The sequence below is a fragment of the Planomicrobium okeanokoites genome (assembly GCF_003428875.1).
In the GTDB taxonomy this organism is placed as follows: domain Bacteria; phylum Bacillota; class Bacilli; order Bacillales_A; family Planococcaceae; genus Planococcus; species Planococcus okeanokoites.
In genome coordinates, this window is the sequence record NZ_QQRS01000018.1 from 1 (window position 1) to 20239 (window position 20239).

At 39.1% G+C, this 20239-nt stretch carries 21 protein-coding genes; 15 read left to right on the top strand and 6 right to left on the bottom strand.

Annotated elements, in window-relative coordinates; translation table 11 throughout:
* The 8 genes from D2910_RS16305 to D2910_RS16340 all read left to right on the top strand — a co-directional run.
* Positions 1 to 1842 (top strand): VirB4 family type IV secretion system protein (locus D2910_RS16305; RefSeq protein ID WP_117314241.1); only part of this gene is annotated, 1842 nt, incomplete at its 5' end.
* Between the two features lie 14 nt (positions 1843 to 1856).
* A complete protein-coding gene (locus D2910_RS16310) occupies positions 1857 to 2936 on the top strand; it encodes a peptidoglycan DD-metalloendopeptidase family protein (protein ID WP_117314242.1) in 1080 nt (359 codons plus the stop codon).
* 16 nt (positions 2937 to 2952) lie between these two features.
* Positions 2953 to 3504, top strand: a complete 552-nt coding sequence (locus D2910_RS16315; protein WP_117314243.1) for a hypothetical protein — start codon at positions 2953 to 2955, stop codon at positions 3502 to 3504.
* Positions 3501 to 3779: a hypothetical protein gene (locus D2910_RS16320; RefSeq protein ID WP_133299106.1), complete on the top strand. Its 279-nt coding sequence runs from the start codon at positions 3501 to 3503 to the stop codon at positions 3777 to 3779. The genes D2910_RS16315 and D2910_RS16320 overlap by 4 nt, the downstream gene beginning before the upstream one ends.
* The gene (locus tag D2910_RS16325; protein WP_117314245.1) at positions 3776 to 4798 is read left to right on the top strand and encodes a conjugal transfer protein TrbL family protein; all 1023 of its coding nucleotides are present in this window, start codon (positions 3776 to 3778) and stop codon (positions 4796 to 4798) included. The genes D2910_RS16320 and D2910_RS16325 overlap by 4 nt, the downstream gene beginning before the upstream one ends.
* A gap of 13 nt (positions 4799 to 4811) precedes the next feature.
* On the top strand, positions 4812 to 5564 hold the full coding sequence (locus D2910_RS16330) for a hypothetical protein (protein WP_117314246.1): 753 nt from the start codon (positions 4812 to 4814) through the stop codon (positions 5562 to 5564).
* Positions 5565 to 5585: 21 nt separating this feature from the next.
* Entirely contained in the window at positions 5586 to 7151 is a 1566-nt protein-coding gene (locus D2910_RS16335; protein WP_133299107.1) for a coiled-coil domain-containing protein, read from the top strand.
* Between the two features lie 3 nt (positions 7152 to 7154).
* Complete coding sequence (locus D2910_RS16340; protein ID WP_112224899.1) at positions 7155 to 7406, top strand: AbrB/MazE/SpoVT family DNA-binding domain-containing protein; 252 nt, start codon at positions 7155 to 7157, stop codon at positions 7404 to 7406.
* Between the two features lie 206 nt (positions 7407 to 7612).
* Here the strand turns inward: D2910_RS16340 and D2910_RS16345 are convergent, their stop codons facing one another.
* From D2910_RS16345 to D2910_RS16360, 4 genes are all read right to left on the bottom strand, one after another.
* A complete protein-coding gene (locus D2910_RS16345; protein WP_117314248.1) occupies positions 7613 to 7891 on the bottom strand; it encodes an AbrB/MazE/SpoVT family DNA-binding domain-containing protein in 279 nt (92 codons plus the stop codon).
* 215 nt (positions 7892 to 8106) lie between these two features.
* Complete coding sequence (locus D2910_RS16350; protein WP_112224901.1) at positions 8107 to 8370, bottom strand: type II toxin-antitoxin system RelE family toxin; 264 nt, start codon at positions 8368 to 8370, stop codon at positions 8107 to 8109.
* 6 nt (positions 8371 to 8376) lie between these two features.
* Positions 8377 to 8589: a type II toxin-antitoxin system RelB family antitoxin gene (gene relB / locus D2910_RS16355; protein ID WP_058384067.1), complete on the bottom strand. Its 213-nt coding sequence runs from the start codon at positions 8587 to 8589 to the stop codon at positions 8377 to 8379.
* Positions 8590 to 8938: 349 nt separating this feature from the next.
* Positions 8939 to 9850, bottom strand: coding sequence for a helix-turn-helix domain-containing protein (locus tag D2910_RS16360; protein WP_117314249.1), 912 nt, complete (start codon positions 9848 to 9850; stop codon positions 8939 to 8941).
* Positions 9851 to 10069: 219 nt separating this feature from the next.
* Here D2910_RS16360 and D2910_RS16365 point away from each other — a divergent pair, with 219 nt between their 5' ends.
* The 7 genes from D2910_RS16365 (at position 10070) to D2910_RS16395 (ending at position 16871) form a co-directional block, all read left to right on the top strand.
* Positions 10070 to 10969, top strand: coding sequence for a hypothetical protein (locus D2910_RS16365; RefSeq protein WP_117314250.1), 900 nt, complete (start codon positions 10070 to 10072; stop codon positions 10967 to 10969).
* Between the two features lie 104 nt (positions 10970 to 11073).
* Positions 11074 to 11280 carry a hypothetical protein gene (locus D2910_RS16370; RefSeq protein ID WP_117314251.1) on the top strand — a complete coding sequence of 69 codons (207 nt, stop codon included), beginning with the start codon at positions 11074 to 11076 and terminating at the stop codon, positions 11278 to 11280.
* A 767-nt stretch (positions 11281 to 12047) separates the two neighbouring features.
* Entirely contained in the window at positions 12048 to 12236 is a 189-nt protein-coding gene (locus D2910_RS16375; protein ID WP_117314252.1) for a hypothetical protein, read from the top strand.
* 120 nt (positions 12237 to 12356) lie between these two features.
* Positions 12357 to 12770, top strand: a complete 414-nt coding sequence (locus tag D2910_RS16380; RefSeq protein ID WP_117314253.1) for a hypothetical protein — start codon at positions 12357 to 12359, stop codon at positions 12768 to 12770.
* Positions 12771 to 13261: 491 nt separating this feature from the next.
* Positions 13262 to 14296: a hypothetical protein gene (locus D2910_RS16385; RefSeq protein WP_117314254.1), complete on the top strand. Its 1035-nt coding sequence runs from the start codon at positions 13262 to 13264 to the stop codon at positions 14294 to 14296.
* 320 nt (positions 14297 to 14616) lie between these two features.
* Positions 14617 to 15711: an adenine-specific methyltransferase EcoRI family protein gene (locus D2910_RS16390; RefSeq protein ID WP_117314255.1), complete on the top strand. Its 1095-nt coding sequence runs from the start codon at positions 14617 to 14619 to the stop codon at positions 15709 to 15711.
* Positions 15708 to 16871, top strand: a complete 1164-nt coding sequence (locus D2910_RS16395; protein WP_117314256.1) for an HNH endonuclease family protein — start codon at positions 15708 to 15710, stop codon at positions 16869 to 16871. The genes D2910_RS16390 and D2910_RS16395 overlap by 4 nt, the downstream gene beginning before the upstream one ends.
* Before the next feature lie 117 nt (positions 16872 to 16988).
* On the opposite strand, the gene D2910_RS16400 is transcribed toward D2910_RS16395, so the two are convergent.
* Entirely contained in the window at positions 16989 to 19193 is a 2205-nt protein-coding gene (locus D2910_RS16400; protein WP_117314257.1) for an AAA family ATPase, read from the bottom strand.
* Between the two features lie 209 nt (positions 19194 to 19402).
* Positions 19403 to 20020 carry a recombinase family protein gene (locus D2910_RS16405; protein WP_117314258.1) on the bottom strand — a complete coding sequence of 206 codons (618 nt, stop codon included), beginning with the start codon at positions 20018 to 20020 and terminating at the stop codon, positions 19403 to 19405.
* Positions 20021 to 20239: the final 219 nt, after the last annotated feature.

Genomic DNA, 20239 nt, shown 5'->3' on the forward strand with positions numbered 1-20239 from the left:
CCGAAAGAAGAGACGACCTTCGAAGAAACGATCAGCGGCATGAACGAAACGCTGCTGACGGCGATTGCACCGGATAACCTGACGGAATACGACTCGGCCGTCCGGATCGGCTCCAACTATACCCGGACGCTGCTTATCGTCGATTACGATCCGATTCAGGACCAGAACAAGATTCAGCAAGTCACGGAGATTCCGGAAAACGTCTCCATCGTCAATTACCTGCAGGAATACAACATGGGCGAGGTGCGGACGCAGCTCGTCAAAAGCATCAAGCAGAACCGGATGAAAATGAACACGCGCTTCGCCGATGAACAGACGATTATCGAGTCTGAGGGCCAAATTGAAAGTGCATCGGAGATGCTGCGGAATTTGTCGTACCGCAACGACAAGATTTACCTGTTCCATACGTTGATTCATCTGGTGGCGAGTTCGATGGACGAACTGGACCAGCTGACGACCACCGTCAAAAGCAAGTTCTCGAAAATCGGCATCATCCACAACCCGACCGACCGGGCCGTTGATGCGTTCCGTTCGTTCCTTCCCCTCAATGACAACAAAGTGGAGGAACTGACGTACAAAATGACCAACTCCGAAGCGATTTCCTATTTCTTCCCGTTTCATGAAAACGAAATGTTCTCGCAGACCGGCTTGATCAAGGGGCGCAACATGACGACCGGCAATGTGGTTATCGTGGACGACACGACGCTATTGAACCGGCACGAGTTTGTCATCGGGATTTCCGGCATCGGGAAATCCACGTACCTGTTTGCCAACATGACGAACAAGCACATGCTCGGCCGGAAAATCATCACGGTGGACCCGAAGGGCGAATTCGGCCGGAATTACAAAGACCTCGGCGGTGCATGGGTAAAATTCCAGCTGAAAGGCGGAAACCGCATCAACCCGATGGACCTGCCGAAGATCAGCGAGAAGATCCAGCTGGAGGAAAAAGAGCTTGGCAACATTCTGCTCACGAAAATCTCGAACCTGCTGGTCATGTTCAAGCTGATGTACAACTCGATGAATGAGCTGCAGGAAGACATACTCAGCCGGTACATCCAGAAAGTGTACGAAGAAAAAGGGATTGATGAGACTACGGACGTTAACCGGCTGACCGCCGATGATTACCCGGTCCTGGAAGACCTCTACAACATGATCGAACGGGACAAACAGGAAGATCCGCCGTTATACGAGCGTATCCGGGATTTTCACACCACACTGGAAACCTATGTCTATGGCATCTATTCCGAATTGTTCAACGGGGCCACAAACGTCAATATCGACAACGATTTGATCTGTTACGACCTGAAAGAGATGAGCAACAACGAAAAGATTCAGCGGATTCTTTTTTACAACATTCTGTCGCATACGACCTACGAAATCATGAGTGGCGACCGGGAGCCGAGCGAAATCTTTATAGATGAGGCCCACGTCATTGCCGATCCGAAAGTGCCGAAAGCGATGGAATTCATCTATTTCATGATGAAAGTGCTGCGTTCGTTCAACTGCGGCATTACGACAGCTTCCCAGTCGGTGGAGGATTTCCTGTCGGCCCGCGACGAAAACCGGAATTACGGAAAAGCGATCATTACGCAATCGGTGCAGCGTTTGTATTTGCCAATGAGCGAGGAAGAGCTGAAATACCTGGAAGAAGAACTGGGCAACTCCTTCTCGAAAGAGGAACGGTCCACGCTGATTTTGAAAGATGGCAAGAAAAAGGAACAGGCCGGAAAAGGCATCTTCTACACCGGCTCCAAGAAAATCAAACTGGAAGTGCAGCTGAACGAAGTGACCGAGAAGCTGTGGTTTGAGCAGAAAAGCATCAACGACATCACCATTTGAAAAGGGATGAGGGCATGAATCCGAAAGAAGCGGTCAAAACCATAGGATCCATACTGGTGACGAAGCTCCTGTTCAGTCCGCTGGGACTGGTGGCGGCCGGCATCGTCCTCCTCCTCATCGTGGTACCGGTGTTCATGTCGATGGCCAGTAAGGGTGAGAATTTCAATCTGGACGACCCCGACAGCAACCTGAGCGCGTTCTCCGGGGCTGCAGGCGGCGCGTATTGTGCGCCGGACGGCGAACTGAACGAAACCCTTTGGAACGAACAGCTCGCTTCTGCCGGCGTTTTCAGCGGCATGGGCGATGTGTTCCGGGAAGTGGCCGCGGAACGGGGCATCGATCCGGTCTTGATGGCCGCTATCGCGCTGCACGAAACCGCACGCGGCACGTCGTCTGCGGTCGTGAACAAGAACAACCCCGGCGGCTTGATGGGGGCCGATGGGTTGATGGTTTTCGATTCGCTTGAAGCAGGGATTGCCTCGATGGGCCTGACCCTTCACAACCGGATCATTAAAGACGGATTGGTGACGATTGCCGATCTGGGTTCCGTCTATGCACCGATAGGAGCTGGTAACGATCCGACGAACCTGAACGCGCACTGGGTTCCGAACGTCACCAAAGTTGTTAGCTCGTTAGGTGGATTAACGATAAACTGCACGACATCGACCGGCGAATTCGCCCAGCCGGTGCCGAATGTGACCGTGAATTCCAATTACGGCGTCCGGATTGATCCGTTTATGGGGGCGATTTCCAATCACGCAGGCGTCGACTTTGCCTGCAGCCAGCCGGATCTAATCTATTCCGCAAAAGAAGGGCGCGTCGTCTTTGCGGAGTATCCGGTAAACAGCAGCTTAAACACCTATGGCAATGTCGTCGTCATTGAACATGAAAACAAGCTTTTCAGCCTGTATGCGCACCTCAGTCAAATTGACGTAGAAGTCGGACAGGAAGTCAGCCAGCTCGAACCAATCGGTCAATGCGGCACAACCGGCCGGTCGACCGGGGATCATCTGCATTTTGAGATTCATACCGGCTCGCTGTTCGGCAGCCGGGTTAATCCGATGCCGTACCTGGAAGGGGAAGCTGAAGAATAGGAAAGAGGTGAGACGGTTGGCGAAATTGGATTTACGGACCATCCTGCTGGTACTGGCGGTGCTGGTGCTTGGGCTCATCAGCTTCAACCAATATTTGAGCCTGAAAGATGAACAATCGGAAAACGAGCAGCTGACAAAAGAAGTGGAACGGCTGAAAACGGTGCAGTCCCAGGAACAGGCCATCTATTCCCGGACCGAAGACTTCCTGCAGGCCACGTTGGAAGGCGGCGCCATCGACTATTTTTCAGTGGACTTAACGGAAAAATCGGAAGCCGAGCTGGATGAGGACCATCACCTGCACGACGGCAGCCGGAGCCAGATGGAGGATTTCGAGATCTTCAATATTTCCGTTCAGCAAAAAGAGGATGCATACCAGGTCTATGCCATCTACAAAGTCGCTTTGACAGGTGTGGACGGCGAACTGGCGTATCCCGGAGATCAGCCCTTGTTGTACCTGACTTCCCGAATCACGTGGATTGAAGAGGACGGGGAATGGAAAGTGGATGCCCATGAGTTGCAGCCGCTGGCATCCGGTGAAGAAGTCACGGAAGCCATCTCGAACGGATGACGCGGAAAGGATGTGCAGGCATGAACGAAAAACTGAAACGGCTGGCTGCCTTCCAGCAAGCGGTCCAAAAAAAGATGGATCGATGGATTGATCACCTCTCCCGGAACGCCATTGAGCAGGAAGAACGGAAATACGAGCTGGTGTACGGCAAGCCCTTGAGCGAGAAGGAACGGATGGAGATCAAGAAAGGTGTCGTGGTCCGGTACGCGGTGCTGCTTGCGGTGCCGTTGCTGATCCTGTTACTAACGCTGATGAACCGGGGGGTGATCGGATGAAGCGCTGGGTTGGAGCTTTGGTTTTGTTGGTGCTGCTAGTTAGTTTATCGCCTGCTTTAGTGTTTGCTGAAGAAGGCGATTTCATGGAAGAAACGATACAAGAATACAAAGAAACTCAATCAGACGCAGATCAAGTAGATAATGTGGAATCATATATGAAAAATGTTCTTTACTTAGATAAATATGATTACAGCACAAATCAGTTTGATTGTAAGTGGCACGAAATTGGTTGTCATACGAATAGTTTTCTTTACACAACCGTCAGTGGATTCGTTTTCGGAGCCGTTGATAGTTTTAGCAAGTTCCAGTTAGATCCCGATTTCATTACCGGAAACCCTATTTATGAGGGGTATATGTTGAACTTTAAATCCCTGGCATGGACCATTGCAGCGATCTTTATCTTATGGCAAACGCTTAAGATTATCATTCTGTATAGCGGAAACGGGGAAGAGGGCATGAACTCACTATACGATAAGTTGGTTGCAATTATCGCAGGAGGAATTCTGCTCGGAGTCTACGCTCAATTTTTTGACTGGTTGTTAGAGTTAACCCATTTACTGACGGAAACGATGCTCACTTCTCCCGTTACCCATTACGATGTTATGCAAGTGATGGCCGTGAATTCTGTCGGTTATGGATTAATCTTGATGATAGTGGTATCGGCTATTTTGTTTGTCTTTTTCTTATCCATTCTGTATCGCACAGTCCTCTTTGTTATCCTATATATAACCGGAGTACTGGCAGTTCCAACCATCGTGAATGATCAATACAACTTTTTTAATCTCTGGTTAAAAACGGTTGTGAGTAATATCCTTACACTTACCATTCAGCTTCTTTGTTTTGTGTTGGGAATTAAGACATTGGTCAGTCTTGAAAGCGGAAATATGATTATAGGAATGGTTTTCTTTATAGTTGGCTTGTCCATACCAACATTATTGAGTCAGTTCGGAGCTTCAACCGGATCTGCAAAAGCGGTGGGGTCATCGGTTAAATACGTCGCGCGTTATGCGAAACGATAATAGGAGTGATCAAATGAAAAAGTGGATGCTTTTTAGCCTTCTTTTAACATTAACAGCAATTTTGGTGGCATGTGGTTCTGAGGAAAAAACTGAAGGTCAATCAGAGCCAAAAGATGAAAAAGTATTTTCTGCTGAAGACCATAAAAAAGTAGAAGAGATGCTTAACTACTTAGATGGAAGAATGGAAGAGTTTGAAAAGAGTACGATTGATTCGATAAACAACGGAGAGCTTAATGGTGAAGATGAGGAAATGTTAAATGAAGAAATCCAAACTGTGGCAAACGAAACAGTCATCCAACCATTTCTTGCTAAGTATGAGGGGAGTATAATTCCCGAAGAATATAAAGATGAAGAGCAAATAAGCGTGTATTTTAATAAAACTAATAGTGAACCGTGCAGTTTAGGATTTTGTGAATATGACGGCATTGAAGTTATGAATATGTCAGTTGAATTTGAAAATAGTGAGGAATATTCATCAGAACATTTTAAAGGTACAGAATTAATTTTCAATGATGTGCAGTATGGGTATGAAAATGATGAAAAACAGCCTAAAGAGACTGAAATACGTTTTGTAAAAAGTACGGATGGAAACCTGATTATCACGCAACATCCTTACCTTAGCTTTTCTTCTTTAAACTTTAAAGAATATGATCAAGAATTTGAATCTATTAAGACAAGTGTCCCCGAAAGTGAAGTAGAAGCAGAACAAGCGGAATACAAAGGGGAAGTGGAAGAAACGCTTTCGAAATTTCCGGAACTTCAATAGTTTTTGAAAGAAAGGAATGTGATGGTAATGGTGATGCGTACGATTGCCAATAAAGTCGGCACCATTCAAGTGGAGGGCAACGCGTTCTATTTTCTTCAGCCTCTTTCTACATTCAAAACAGACCAGATGGACCAGATCCAGCAGGCATACGAGAAACGAATGGCCACGTTAACCGAACAGCCTTATTATCTGACCGCAAAAGACCTTACCTTTCAGTCCGGCCAAGTGCAGTTCGAATACGATTTGACTGGTTTCAAAGCATTTGATCACTTGAAATCCCTTTATTTCGAAGACAAGCTGCCCTATTACCTTTCGCTCGTCCGGATGGCCAAGGATTCCAGCGTTACCGTTCTGTGGCAAAAAGAAAATTTCGTCTTAGATCCGGAAGAGAAACTGGTGAAAGCGGCCATTATCGAAAACGAGGAATTGCAACTGCAGAACCCGAAAAGCCGGGAGGAGGCGGTGAAGGAACTGATCATCATTTCACTGACCAGTTTAAACCGCGTACTGGGCCGGCCAAGAAGAAGTGATTTCTTTGAGCAAAGCGAAGACGTGATCCGGTTTGCGGAAACCATCTTCTTGCGTCTCAAGACATTGGATGAAATGGAATCCTACCTACAGGGGGTCCAAGAAGAAGTGAACGAACGGAAACGTCTGGAAGCAGAAGAACTTGCCCAGCAAGAAGCTGATAAAGGCCGGTTTTCGTTTTCATTAATTGAGAAGTTACAGGGAAGAACAGGATCCGCTGCTAAGCCAAAGCCCCAGCTCTCGCTAGCTAAAAGTGAGAGGAAGCAGCCAAAGAAGAATCCAGCCGACAAAGACAGCAATAAACGTTTCCTGCTTTGCACAGCCGGCGTATTGGCAGTTGCAGTATTGCTGAATATATTTTTGACGAATGCCAATGAAAACGCGCAAGCCACCGATGCAGGGAAAATAGAAGTGAGCGAAGAAATAAGCTTAGAAGAAGTTTACCGGCAAGGACTTCTCGGGGACGATATGGCCGTCATCGAAGCGCTTGAAGCGATCGGGCAGGATTCCTTGAAAGAAAAAGACAAAGAAGTCTTGGCGAAATTGTATATGGAAAATGGGGACTACAAAAAAGCGATTAAAGCCGATTCAGAACTGGCCGGTGAAGTTGCGACGAAGTTGATGGAAGAAGACAAGGTTGACGAATTGCAGGCTCTTGAAGCCTCCCTTGAAGAAACGAGTCCCGAAGTGGCATTTGAGTTGGCTGCAGCCAGTGAAGAATGGCAAACTGTGATTGATCTGCGCAATCAAGTTGAATTGACAGACGAACGGATTCCAACTATTGTTTCTGCGTTTATCCAAACCGGTGATTTGCAGACGGCCAAAGCCTTTGTAAATGAAAAGGCGCCGGAGAATGAGGAAGTATTGGACCGGCTGCTGGAAGTTGAGAAACAGCAAAACGAACTGGAAGCCTTGAAAACCGAAAAGGCAGAAAAACAGAAGCTGATTGATACCGATATCGATGAAAAGAAAATCAAGGCAGCCAAAGAGCGCATGAAAGAGATTGATCAGCAGATTACGGAACTGGAAAAGGGTATAGAAGTGATTAAAGGGGGTTGAGCTGTGCACACCAAACGAATCAATCGACTGGGCCGGATTGTGATTCCGAAAGAGATCCTCGAAATCTTCCAGTTAAAAGAAGGCGATTCCGTCGACATTATGCATAATGAGCGACAGATTATTATTGAGCCGCACAAGCAGCGCTATGTTTGTGCCGTGACCGGAAAGGTGACGAGCGAAGCGATTCGGATTGGCGAAGCTTGGATCAGCAAAGAAGGCATGACCGAAATCGTCAAATATATGGGTAGTGAATAACGAAAAGACTGCCGGGTTCAGATGACCTGACAGTCTTTTTCTAATGAATTAATTTCTTTAAAAATAGTTTGGTAAAACTATGATTCTGATGTTGCTGGCTTGTCCATAGTATTTTCAATGGCTTGTTTTAAGCTAATAATCAATTCCTCAAAAAATTGGTTTTCATTCATTTTTCATCCATCCTCTCGGAGGTATATGAATACATATTATTGTGTATGGCTCTGCAGTTCCTTCAGCAGAATCTCAGCCCCTCTTGGGCTCAAATACAAGCCTTTCACGTAAGTGGATTCAACGTTTTCATTCAGGATTTCCCCAGTTACGGCACAAGTGCGATCTGTTTCGTATTTTCTAAGAATAATCTTGTCTTCTTCTAGAAAAATTTCCATCGGATCTCCTACGGAGACACCCAAGGCCCTTCTCAACTCGATGGGCGTGACAATGCGGCCTAACTGATCAACTTTCCTTACAATACCGGTACTTTTCATCATAAGACTCCTTCAACTCCGTAATCATCGTACTCCTACTCATTCTACCTATTTGTGAAGCAACGCGTCCAATTTATTAACCGCTTGGAAGAGGTTATAGTCAGAGGAGAAGTCAACTGATATAAAGATTTCCACGACGGTCATTTCAGTCAAATATTCACTTTAAAATACGAAAAAAACAGGGGCAGCCCCTTGAAGAGCGTGCACCTGTTTTCTTATTCGTAAATATCTTTTCGATGGCCGACATCGATGATGGTAATGATGATCTTTTCGTCTTCGATTAACGCCAGGATGCGGTAGTCCCCGACACGGTAACGCCACTTGCCCTTGTGGTTCGCTACCAATGCCTTGCCCTGTGTTCGCGGATCGTCGGTATCCTGTAAGTTCTTTTCGATCCAGCCAATCAGGAGAGAGGCTTGGTACCGGTCCATCTTTTTTAACTTTTTCAACGCGACATCTGAAAAATGAACAGCATACATCGCGCGTTATAAACCCAGTTCTTTTTTGACGTCATCCAAGGAATGGGTTGTTTCCATAGTGGCAAGGACCCGATCAAAATTCTCGACATCCAGTTCATCTTCAATCTTCTCGATGATGGCGTTTCGCATTAAGTCCGAAACGGATGTGTTTTTCAGTTTGGCGTAATCGCGGATGAGTTTGCTGTCGCGATCATCCACGCGCAAGGAAATGGTGGCCATGAATACAACCTCCTTAAGTTCATTTGTAATACATTGTATTACAAATTGAGTTATTTGTAAAGTGACAGGAGCCGAATAATCACTTATGTATGCACAAGTTATTCAACGGCATTATGGATATAAGGATAACAAGTCCATTCTTCTGTCTCGTCATCTTACTCTAATTCACAATCAAACCCATTTTTTCTTAAAGTTTTTAAAACAGCTTCGCCACTCTATGTGTCTGGAATCGGCACAGAGAAATCTACATTAAAGAGATAATTCAACTTAACAATAAGCTGAATTAAATAAAGGTGTATTGGAAATGCGTTTCTCACTACACCTTTATTTTTATGATAAATTCGTTTTCCTATATATTCGTATAATGCTCATATTCTTGTATTAATTGTTGAAGTAATACTTGTTGGTCGTAAATCTTTAATAAGAGAGTAGCTTGATCTAAATAATACACTTCTTTTTCGATATTAAGCATCTTTCTACAAATAGCAATACGATTAAAAATTAGCGCCAAACTTTGATAAGACATACTTTGTTTATGCATTTTTAGAGTATCCTCTAACAAGTTTAGAGTCGTATGGTAGTCTCTCTCTTTGATTAAAAGCAAAGACAAGTTGATTTTCAAAGTGATTTTAAGTTGGTTAGAATCCTGAAAATCCTTATAGTTTTCGATTTTAGACAGAACATTTTTTGCCATTTCAGTAGCCACGTCGTTTGGAAAGAAATAGAGAATTGCATTGATAAATAATATATCAGTATAAAACCATTGATCAAGTTTCGAAAGTTTTATCCATATTGGTTCGACATAGTCTCTAGCTTTTTGTATATCTTTTTCTTGATTTAAACAAATCAATGCATTACAAATTCTTTTAATGTTAACAAGATCCTCAATAGGTTGTTCTAATAGACAAGCATCGATTTCAATAATGAGTTCATTTAGATCCTCAACACGGCTATAAGGAAAATTGAAAAATTTATAGAATATTTTTTTTGTCGTTGGATAACTATATCCATAATACACATATTCAAATTCTTCTAAAGACATCCCCAAACGCTCAAGTATTTGAATGAATGCAGAAGAATGGATGTCAGTTAACCCCCTCTCATATTTAGAGAAGGCTGCCTGTGAGAGTATTCCTTTTCCTATGTACTTTTGAGTCATGCCCCTGCTTTTTCTAATTCCTCTAATCGCTTCTCCGTATTTTTGCATAATACCTCCAAAAGTTTCTTTTAAGAATATTTTGTTAGAATCTTTGTTATTCATTGTAATGTTAATTGCAGGAGGTGAATAGTATGGATTTAATAATTACCATATTGGATATCTGGTTAATAAAAGGTGGTTAACCAAATCAATACTAATTAGCTTCTGATAAAAGATTTAAATACTTATAAATTTCTTCAGCATGAACATATTAAAGAAAATTTAAGTAAAGAACAAAAAACATTTTTAAAAAATTATACGAAGAAGGGATGTTTTAACTAAATGAAGAATTGGAAGAATTTACTATCAATTATTTTGGTTGTTGCTATGTTATTTAGTGTTTCGACTCCAGCTTTTGCTAACACCAAAGAATCAAATGTTTTTAAAGGGATAGAAAATTTCTCTGTAGAGAAAGAAGTAAAGTTAAAGAAAGCCATTCAAAATACTAAGTTCAAGAATCAATCGGAACAGTCGGCAGCTAATCAAAGGCTCATTTCAAAAACTACTAATAATCCTGAAGAAAATCTTGAATATGCAGATGTGGTAGAAGGTCAAACCGTATTAGTGTATAAAACATCTGAAAACAAAAAGGTAGCTGTTACTGATGATTTTGTAGAGATAGTGGAACAAGTAGATGAAAATACATTCTTAATCAATGGTGTAGAACATAACATTGAATATACCTATGAAGAAGAATTTTCAACGGGTAGTGATTTTACTGTAAACGATTCTTCGAAAGAACTAGTTGATGAAAAAGACTTTTATGCAAATGATTCATCTATAGGAACGCTTGCTACAACAAACTATTCTGGCTTTTCTGTAATCCCGAATCCTGGGGGCACATGGAATAGAGTTTCAAGTGGTTATCATAATGTCTACTTGGAAAATAAAATCGGTTCCTATACCGTCGCCGGTTTATCGGCGGTTATTGGTTTTGTTATAGGAGGAGTATTAGGTAATGTGTATGGAGCTGTTGCTGGTTTCATAGCCGGCATTGCTCTAGGCTCGCAGTATACGAATTCAAGTACAGCAAGAGCTTTTATAGTGCATTACGAACGTTCGAGCTTACCTGCATTTTATAAGAAAACTGGAACTTCGGCATATGCTATGTGGAATGGATCACCTAAATATTTAGGATTTAAAGCCCATTACTATAGCAAATCAATTGGTGGAGCATATTAATTAGATTCGGTAAGTTATAGTTTGAACTTTCTTTTTTCTCTTGCAAACCAAGTCAATTTGTGTAGAGTTAAAGGAAAGTTCTCTATTATGGAGGTGCATTTTTGATGTTAGAATCTTATCGTAAGCTAAATTCTAAAGAAAAGTTGAAAAGAACTTTGGGAATTTCAGTCCTTACAATTATTCTTATTGTTTGGCTTTTTGCATTCTCAGATTTTTCTATTTTAATAAAATTAATTTTTACATTCATGCTTATAGTTGCTGGCGTATACCAAACTCTACGTGATTATAAAAAATTCAAGGAAGATGAATGAAGGTTTGTTTATAATCAATATATTCTCTCTTTAGTGAGTCAGAGTTCACCCATAATTCGTTGAGCTATTTATAAATTATATTCGAATGTTAATCATTTTGAATTTTCAATATCTTTGTGGTATTCCTCCTTATAAGGGGAGTAACTCCAAAGATCTTTTTGTGAATTAGCATATATAATATTTGTAGATGTTTTATTCAAAACATAATAATTTATGAAACAAAGAAATTAAAGAAACCTCTGCTCTTTTAACCTTTAATTCATTTGAAATAATTAAAGAGTATTAGCGACACTCCCGTGTCCGCTTATTGAACTTTCCAAGCTCTATGGAGCATTTTCTCCCTTTGGGGGAGAAGTGTCTTCATGGAGCTTTTTTATTATCGAAAGGAGAGATAAAGAGATGACGAAAATAGCTGATTATGTATTTACGGTAAATGTAGACAATAGAGAAATGTCAAAATCAACCACCTTTATTCCCCGAGATTTTTTATTTCATCTCACATATTTTTTAAGATTTACACAATGAAATCAGCATTCAGCTCTTCTCTAAAACAAGTGGGAAGCGTAAAAAAAGAGTAGTTACAGGCGCTCTTTTCTAAAAACTAGCCGATATTTATGCTCGTTTGCCGAGTCCTGATAAAGAGTGTTTTTGAAAATTTAAAAATTATAAGAATCACACTTCAAATTCTAAATATGATATTCCAATTACTTACAATAAACATAGTTTTCATTTATAATTGTCACAATAAGATATAAGGGGCTGATGGAATGAAAGCGTCACAGGAATTTATTAAGCAGTTGGAAGACCTCTATCAAGCTTATGAGAAAGAGGTTCAAGAAAAATCAAAGGACGGTTTGCTGGCTGAAAGTAGTTTAAGAACGTATCTTCTTCATTCAAGTAATTTTGTTAAATGGTGTCGAGGGAATTTCGATCCAGGCGGTAGGAATAAAAAATAAACTGCAGCCGGCATTTTATCGTACAGGTTTAACAGCGATTGTCAGCAGTATAATCGCTAAGTACAGGCTATATACTCTTGTGATACCATAGGTAAAACATCACAAGATGGGGGCTGTCAAATGTTGATTCCGGATAAGAATATTGTAGTTGAAGCAATTAATGAGAAGTATAAATGTGTACTCTCGAATGTCATACGAAAGAAAATCATGTATGAGGGGGTAAGTGGTGGAAAGAAGTTAATGCTCTGCACACCGGAATCTAAATTACATCCTCAAGGACACGGGTGGTTCGATTTAACGATTAAGCAAGTAGAATTGTTGGATAATGCAGACATAGCTATATTGGCAGTTCGATTACAGGGATATGGAATTTACTATATTGATTTCAAGCAGTTAAGGCGTTTAGTAACTTCAGAGATGAAATTGAAATACTCTAGTGATGAAAAGTGGAGATTTTATATTTGGAAGAATTACATAAAAGTTCGAGGCAATGATACGAGGTTTGATGTAGAGCCTGAAATAGTTTCTGCCTAGTCAAGTAGAATATTAAAAGTGAATTAAGCCAGTCAATGCGGAACATCAATTGGTTTAACCGAAAGTGAACTTGCTGATTCAATTAGTGCAGCTAGAGAGAGTGCCCATGTGGAGTCAAATCCTTGCAAACACAGGCGGAGATGCTTCCAGTGTAAATACAAACGGTAATGGACAGGTAACGATCAATTAAGCAACAGGTTTCAGTATGCGGATTATGAGTGATCATTAGTTATATCTTTACATGCGAGGTAATGATAACGATGGTATGGTCGGTGAGTAGTCTCGGAACCTTTAGAACAAGATAAATGACCGAAAGAACGGTTTCCTTTTTGGACAATTTAAAGCAAGTGGCGATTCCCTGTAAGATTCTATTTGAGTAAAGACCTCAATTCAAATTATTATTTATAATGTGGTTTTTAAATTGGTGCTTTACTTGAACAAGGAGTAAAGCTTTTTTCTTCTTCAACTAACGCAACGATTGGAGGTGTACGATGGACTGTATCATTTGTGGGAAACAAGTAGTAAATGAAAACAATCGGTTGCAAAAGAAAGTGAAAGATTATTTGAGAACAACCAGCGAACTAGATGTAAAGCATCGGTGGATTAAACAATGGAAAATCTGTTATGACTGTAGTGAATCGTATACGAATGACCATCTTGTAGATAATTCTGAAGTTCTACAAAAAATAGAGGAACAGAAAAAGCGTAAGAAACAACTAGGAAAAGCATTACGTCATAAAAGAGAACAGGAGCCTTTAGGTGAATTACGAGCTTATTACATAGATAAATATATTGATTATGCTACGTCTAAAGCAGAGCAAAAAGGTCAACATATAGTTAAACCACCACCCTTGAGAAACAGTCGACAATACGATGCCGATTATATTGCATATGTGAAAAGCAGTGAATCTACCGCTGTGTTGATTGTGCGGGATATGGTAAAGGATGTAGACACACACGGAAAATGGATTGATGTAAGGCATATAAAGAAGCGATTTTTGTCTCATTCTGATGAGGATTTTTCTTTTATCATTGTAGAATTATTTTCGAGAAAACAAAAACCAACTTATCCGAAGCAAATGGCAGAAGAGACGAATTCGGATTACAAAAATCGTATAGCGTATATCACGTGGCAAACTGCAACGGCTGACATCCATCATCAGCGAATTCAAGGGATAAAGGGAGACGTATATATCGTGTTGCCTTGTCTAAAGAACGAACATGAGAGCACGTATGATAAGCATTATATCGTATGGGATCATTCGCACCGTCACTTCAAGCGCGTTAGAGAAAGCAATCAATATGTAAATATTTTAAAGCCACCTATATGGGGATACGATATCGTTGCTGCAAAAAAAATAAATCATCAACAGCTGCGTTATATTGAGAAAAACTTGTATCGAATCATTGGCAAAACCCATAAAAAAAGTGCCGTTACTCTTTCCATATTCAGCCCGCAAAAGAAAAAAGGGACTGCATCAAAATTGAAAAGGGAGCTAAAAGGAGAAAGGGATAGGAAAAACTGATCCGCGCCCCGTTTAATGAACAGTTTATAAAAAAGGTACCCTGCAGCTAGGCTGCGATTAGTTGACTTCGGTATTCTGCCAGAGTCATCTTTTTTTAGTTTCCGTAAATAATGTAAACATGGACAATAGAGGATTATCTTTACTAAAAGCATGTCTATTCTAATTAATTTTATGGATGTACCTATTGTTAAGTATTTAATTTGTTATGCAAAAAGCCGTGAAAATTTATTGGTGAAATATGGTATGCTTAATGAAAAAATATTATGCCCGTCCCTAAGACTTCTGCTAAAAATGATGGGGTTAAAGGAGAGAAATTAAGCATGGCAAGAAATGCAACAAATACACTCTTACAGAATGCGAAAAAATTAAAAAATGATGAGTTTTATACACAATACGTTGATATTGAAAGGGAAATTAATGGATATTTAGACTATAATCCAGATGTATTTCGTGGAAAAACTATCCTTCTACCTTGCGATGACCCAGAATGGAGTAATTTTACCAAATATTTTGCTCAAAACTTTGTACGTTTTGGATTGAAAAAGCTTATTAGTACAAGTTATGCAGCAAACAGCAAAGAGTATATGGAAAGTTATCAACCCTCCCTTTTTGAGATGGAAGACCCTCAATTTGACGAAATAAAAACCAAACAAAATGGTAAAATATTCACTTTAACACATAGCAAAAATACTGATGGGAAAATTGATATTAATGACTTGGAATGGAATTATTTAGATGGTGACGGAGATTTTAAGAGTCAAGAAATAAAAGAATTGCGAGATGAAGCAGATATAATCATTACAAACCCACCGTTTTCATTATTCCGTGAGTTCTTAGCATGGATTGTAGAAGCACAGAAGCAGTTTCTAATTATTGGAAATATAAATTCCATTATATATGTGGATGTCTTCCCGTTAATTAAGGAGAATAAAATTTGGTTAGGAAACGGAATGGGTAGATGGATTTCGGGTTTTATAGTGCCTGAAAATTATGAATTGCACGGAACAGAAGCTCGAATTGATGAATTTGGAAATAGAATTGTTGCAACAAATAGTTGTCTCTGGCTAACAAACATTGATCATGGTCGACGTCATCAAGTGCTTCCGCTTATGACAATGGAAGACAACTTAAAGTACAGCAAGCATAAAGATATTAAAGCTAATGGTTATCAGAAATATGATAACTATGACGCCATTGATGTTCCGCATACTGATGCAATCCCTAGTGACTATGAAGGTGTTATGGGTGTTCCGATTAGTTTTCTGGATAAATATTCTCCAGAACAATTTGAATTAGTAGGGTCAAATCGGGGTGTTGCTCAAGACACAAATGGAATTTATGGGCGAGGATCGTATATAAATGGTAAAGAAACATATAAAAGAATTTTTATTAAACATAAGAGAGGTATAAAATGAAAACAACTCTCATAACTGCAACGACAGTAAAAGATATTTGTGAAGGTTTTGTCTATAACGAGCTTGAAGGAAGAGGTTTATTTGGCTTATCAGGTAAACTAACCATTCAACCCGAATATCAGCGTAACTATATTTATGCAGATGGAAAGAGAGACGTAGCTGTCATTGAGTCTATTCTTAAAGGATATCCTATTGGCTTGATTTATTTCAACAAAGTAAGTGACGATAAACTTGAAGTACTAGATGGACAACAGCGTATTACAAGTTTTGGTCGTTTTGTAACTAACAAATTTGCCATAAAAGATGAAAATGGTATGGAGCAATATTTTAGCGGTATTGCAAAAGATAAACAATCTATGATTTTGGATACTGAGCTACTTATTTATGAATGCGAAGGTACAGAAAGCGAAATTAAAGAGTGGTTTAGAACCATTAATATTGTAGGAGTGCCGCTAAATAATCAGGAATTACTAAATGCCGTGTACTCCGGACCATTTGTTACGCTGGGGAAGGAAGAGTTCAGTAATAGTCAAAACTCTAATATCCAAAAATGGAGTGCATATATATCAGGAAGCGTAAATCGCCAAGATTTTTTAGAACGTGCCTTAGACTGGGTAAGTAAAGGTAATAACGCCGAATATATGAGTCGACATCGCTATGACAATAATATTAATGAATTAAAAGCTTATTTCAATAGTGTTATTGACTGGTCTTCTAGCGTATTCAGTGGTGTGGAAAATGAAATGCGAGGGTTAGAATGGGGCAGACTTTATGAGGAATATCATAAGAATGCATATAATCCTAAAAAAGTTTGGGAACAGGTGCAAGAACTCTATGGAGATCCCTATGTAAAGAATCGAAAAGGTGTTTTTGAGTTTATACTTGGTAACTGCAAAGATGCAAAATTACTTGACGTGCGAGTTTTTGAAGAAGGAACTAAGAAAGCTGTTTACTCACAACAAACAAAGGAAGCTGAAAATAAAGGCATATCAAACTGCCCGCTTTGTTCAATAGGTCATACTTCAAACAAAAGTAAGATTTGGAAACTGAAAGAAATGGATGCGGATCATGTTACAGCTTGGAGTAAGGGCGGGGCAACCGATATTAAGAATTGTCAAATGCTTTGTAAGACACACAATCGAGCGAAGGGGAATAAATAGTTTCGATTTATAAGTATGAACCCGGAATAAGTTTTAAAATAAAAATATAGGAAAGGACTACTGGATTTTTGAGTAGTCCTTTCCTGTTTTTATAACTATAGTAATTGCTGAAAATACTTACAAATTTGTAGGACCAGAGGCGATTAATTCTTCACCCATCATCATTTTATAGTGAGAATGATGACCAGAATTTTCAAAGATTTTTTCGAAAACATTAAAATATTTAACACTTATTCCGTGAGGAGCCTCTATAAACAAATCTTCGTTTATGTAGTGTGAGCCATCGTGTAACCAGGACATCATTGAATGACAAACAATCTTATCTTCATCGGAAAATTCTTCGATATGTTTATCAATTTCAAGATTTCCAAAAAACTTGAAGTAATTCTCTAAAATTCTTCTCATTATATTCTGTATAGTTACAATATTTCCGCCATTTTTAGCTGATAAAAGCTCTTTCCATAATAATTCATAAGAAGTTTTAATTGGATTTTCCAAATAATTTTCAAGCCGTGTAATATTATCCGTCTTTCTTAAAATCCAAAATGTTTCATCTTCTTGTTTCTTAGTTCCTCCCTTACCTTTGTTAAAAGAGACTTCTTTATGAAAATAAACATTATGAGTGAAAATAAAAATCTGCTTAATATCACTGGTATTCGTCCGGATCTCACTTACCAGCTTCCGAATTAAGTTGCTCACAATAAAAAGAATATTGCTATCAAGGCTAGAAATAGGATCATCTATAATAATAATTTTATTATTATTCAAAGAGTCTTTGCTATTACTTCCTTTAATTAGCTGATAAAAGTAGAGGAAGGTAACGAATGTTTTTTCACCCTCGCTTAAAGTCTCATTTGCTCTTTCTCCATCATTACGTACAATCTCATAATTTCCCTTTTCTTTTGACTGGGAAAGCTCGAAATTTGTAAAGCCAAAGGATTTTAATAATCTGTTGATTTCGTTTATGGAATGTTCAATACTTATTATTTTTTCTTGATATTCCTTAAGGTCATTTTCATGTTCTTTTTTATGACCGATCTTTATTTCTTTCCTTTTATTAATACCTGACAATTTCTTTTGAATACTTTCTGAACTTTGCTTATAAGTCATGTAATTTGCTTGATTTTCTTGTGCAATGAAATACCAAAAATCTTCGACTAATATTCGTTTTTCGTGCACAACATTATCGATTAAATTATTATATAGTTCTATCTCTCGATTTGTTTTTTCTATTTCTTCATTCAACTCTAAAATCGGAATTTCTATTTTTTCTATATTGACTAGACGACTAGGCTCTCTTAATTTATGTTCGAGAATAAGTTTGTTTTCACTAAATATAGCTTCAATAACTTCAATTGCTTTATCAACTTTATCCTTGTCTAAATATGATACTGTCACTTCTTTTAATGCTCTAATTTTTTCTATTTGAGATATAACTTCACTTGTATATAGCTCGATTGATGTTTGGAGTTCGGTTAACTGTTTTTTAAAAGTATCATCAAAGTACTCGTCCAATTCGTTAACAAAGTTCTCTGTAATTTCTTGTTGGCAAAAAGGGCAAATGCCTTCACTTCTATTTAGATGTGTATGGCCTTGTTTTACCCAGTCACTAATGTTTAAGGAAGATATTAAAGTGGCAATTTGGAGATCTTCCTTCCCGATAATTTTAGTCGTAAATATTTGAGGACTCTCAACTTCATAATTAAAAATGAGTTTTTTTAATTTATCAATCTTAGTCTTATTACTATCATATAAAGTAGCCTTTCTTCTCTGTAATTCTGCTAAGGTACTTAGTGTTCCCTCATTCTCTGCAACATCTAAACACTTTTGTGAAAACCTTTCTTTAGATCCTCTAAAACCGCCAAATAGTTCTTTAAAATCCATATCATACTTTGCTTTTACTTCCCAACATATTTTTTCGAAGATTTCTCTTTGAGTTTTTGCTTCATCTTCAAATTCTTCAATTTTAGTATCTAGCTTTTCTAATGCGCTGTCATGCTGCTCTATAATCTGTTTTTTGTCGTCAATTTTTGCTAGTAGTTCTGCGGACTCTTTTCCTAAAGTAAAAATTCCTTTGATAGTCATATGCTGTCTAAAATTTTCCTCTATAAAGTTCCGGTTATAAACCACTGTATGTATTTCTTTTTCATTCCATACTAATTCACATTCTGTATATGTCTTAGGAAATCTTATTACTTCTGATATCGTAGTCTTACCAGAACCATTATTACCGTATATAAAGTTAATTTTTTTCAAGTTATTCATTTCTATGCCGTCACTATCATAGGTTGATATATTTTTGATTTTTAATTGATTGATCATTTGCTAACCCCCATAATGTAATTATCTTACACTTTTTTCCTTGTTGTAAGTATAATTACAGAAATATTAAATCTATTTTAAAGACATTAATTGAATTAGGAAAATTTCAATGATACTTTTAATTGATTATGGAGGAATTTTTACTCTTGAAGAATAAAAACATCCTTTGCTACGAAATAGCAAAGGATGTTTTTGATGAGTTTCTTCTATTATAATGTGTTTACTGTCTCTTCTTCGAGTGCTTTTACCAATTTATAAAAACTGGTCTTCTTGACTCCGGCTTCCTCCATGGCTTCCACTGCGGTTAGTTCTCTAGCTTTCCATTTTCTATAAACCTCTTTGAATTCATCTGAAACAACAACAGGGGCCCTGCCAAACTGAATGCCATTTTGCAGCGCCAAGTCGATTCCTTCCCGCTGCCGTTTCCGGATGCGCTCCCGTTCCTCTTCAGCCATCCATGACAGAATCTGCAAAACCAAGTCTGCGATAAAGGTTCCCATACTATCTTTATATTGAGTCGTATCCAATAACGGCATATCCATCACCACAATATCCGCTTCAATATTTTTCGTGAGGTCATTCCATTCCTGGAGAATCTCTTCTTTGTTACGGCCAAACCGATCCAGCGAGTGGATGTACAAAATATCTCCTTTTCGGATAACACGTTTCAATAATTGATAGTTTGCTCGTTCAAAGTTTTTGCCACTTTGCTTGTCTAAATAAATGTCCCGATCAGTGATGCCCATTTTTCGCATGGCTTCTAACTGCCGGCCTTCATTTTGGTCTTTGCTGCTGACGCGTATGTAACCAAATTTGCGATGTTCCATAATTCACCTCTATAAACGATTCTTTTCCTCTCATTATACCTGAAAACCGTTCGTAAAAGTGTATGCAATTTCGCGAACGTTCGTAAAGTGATTTGACACGTTTACGAACGCTTTTTCCGGCCCTTTTTAGCCCTTTTTGAACCGTTCGTAAAAGTGTACTTTTACGAACGGTTGTTAGCTGAATTACATCTATCTATTTTTAATACACAACTGGAACTT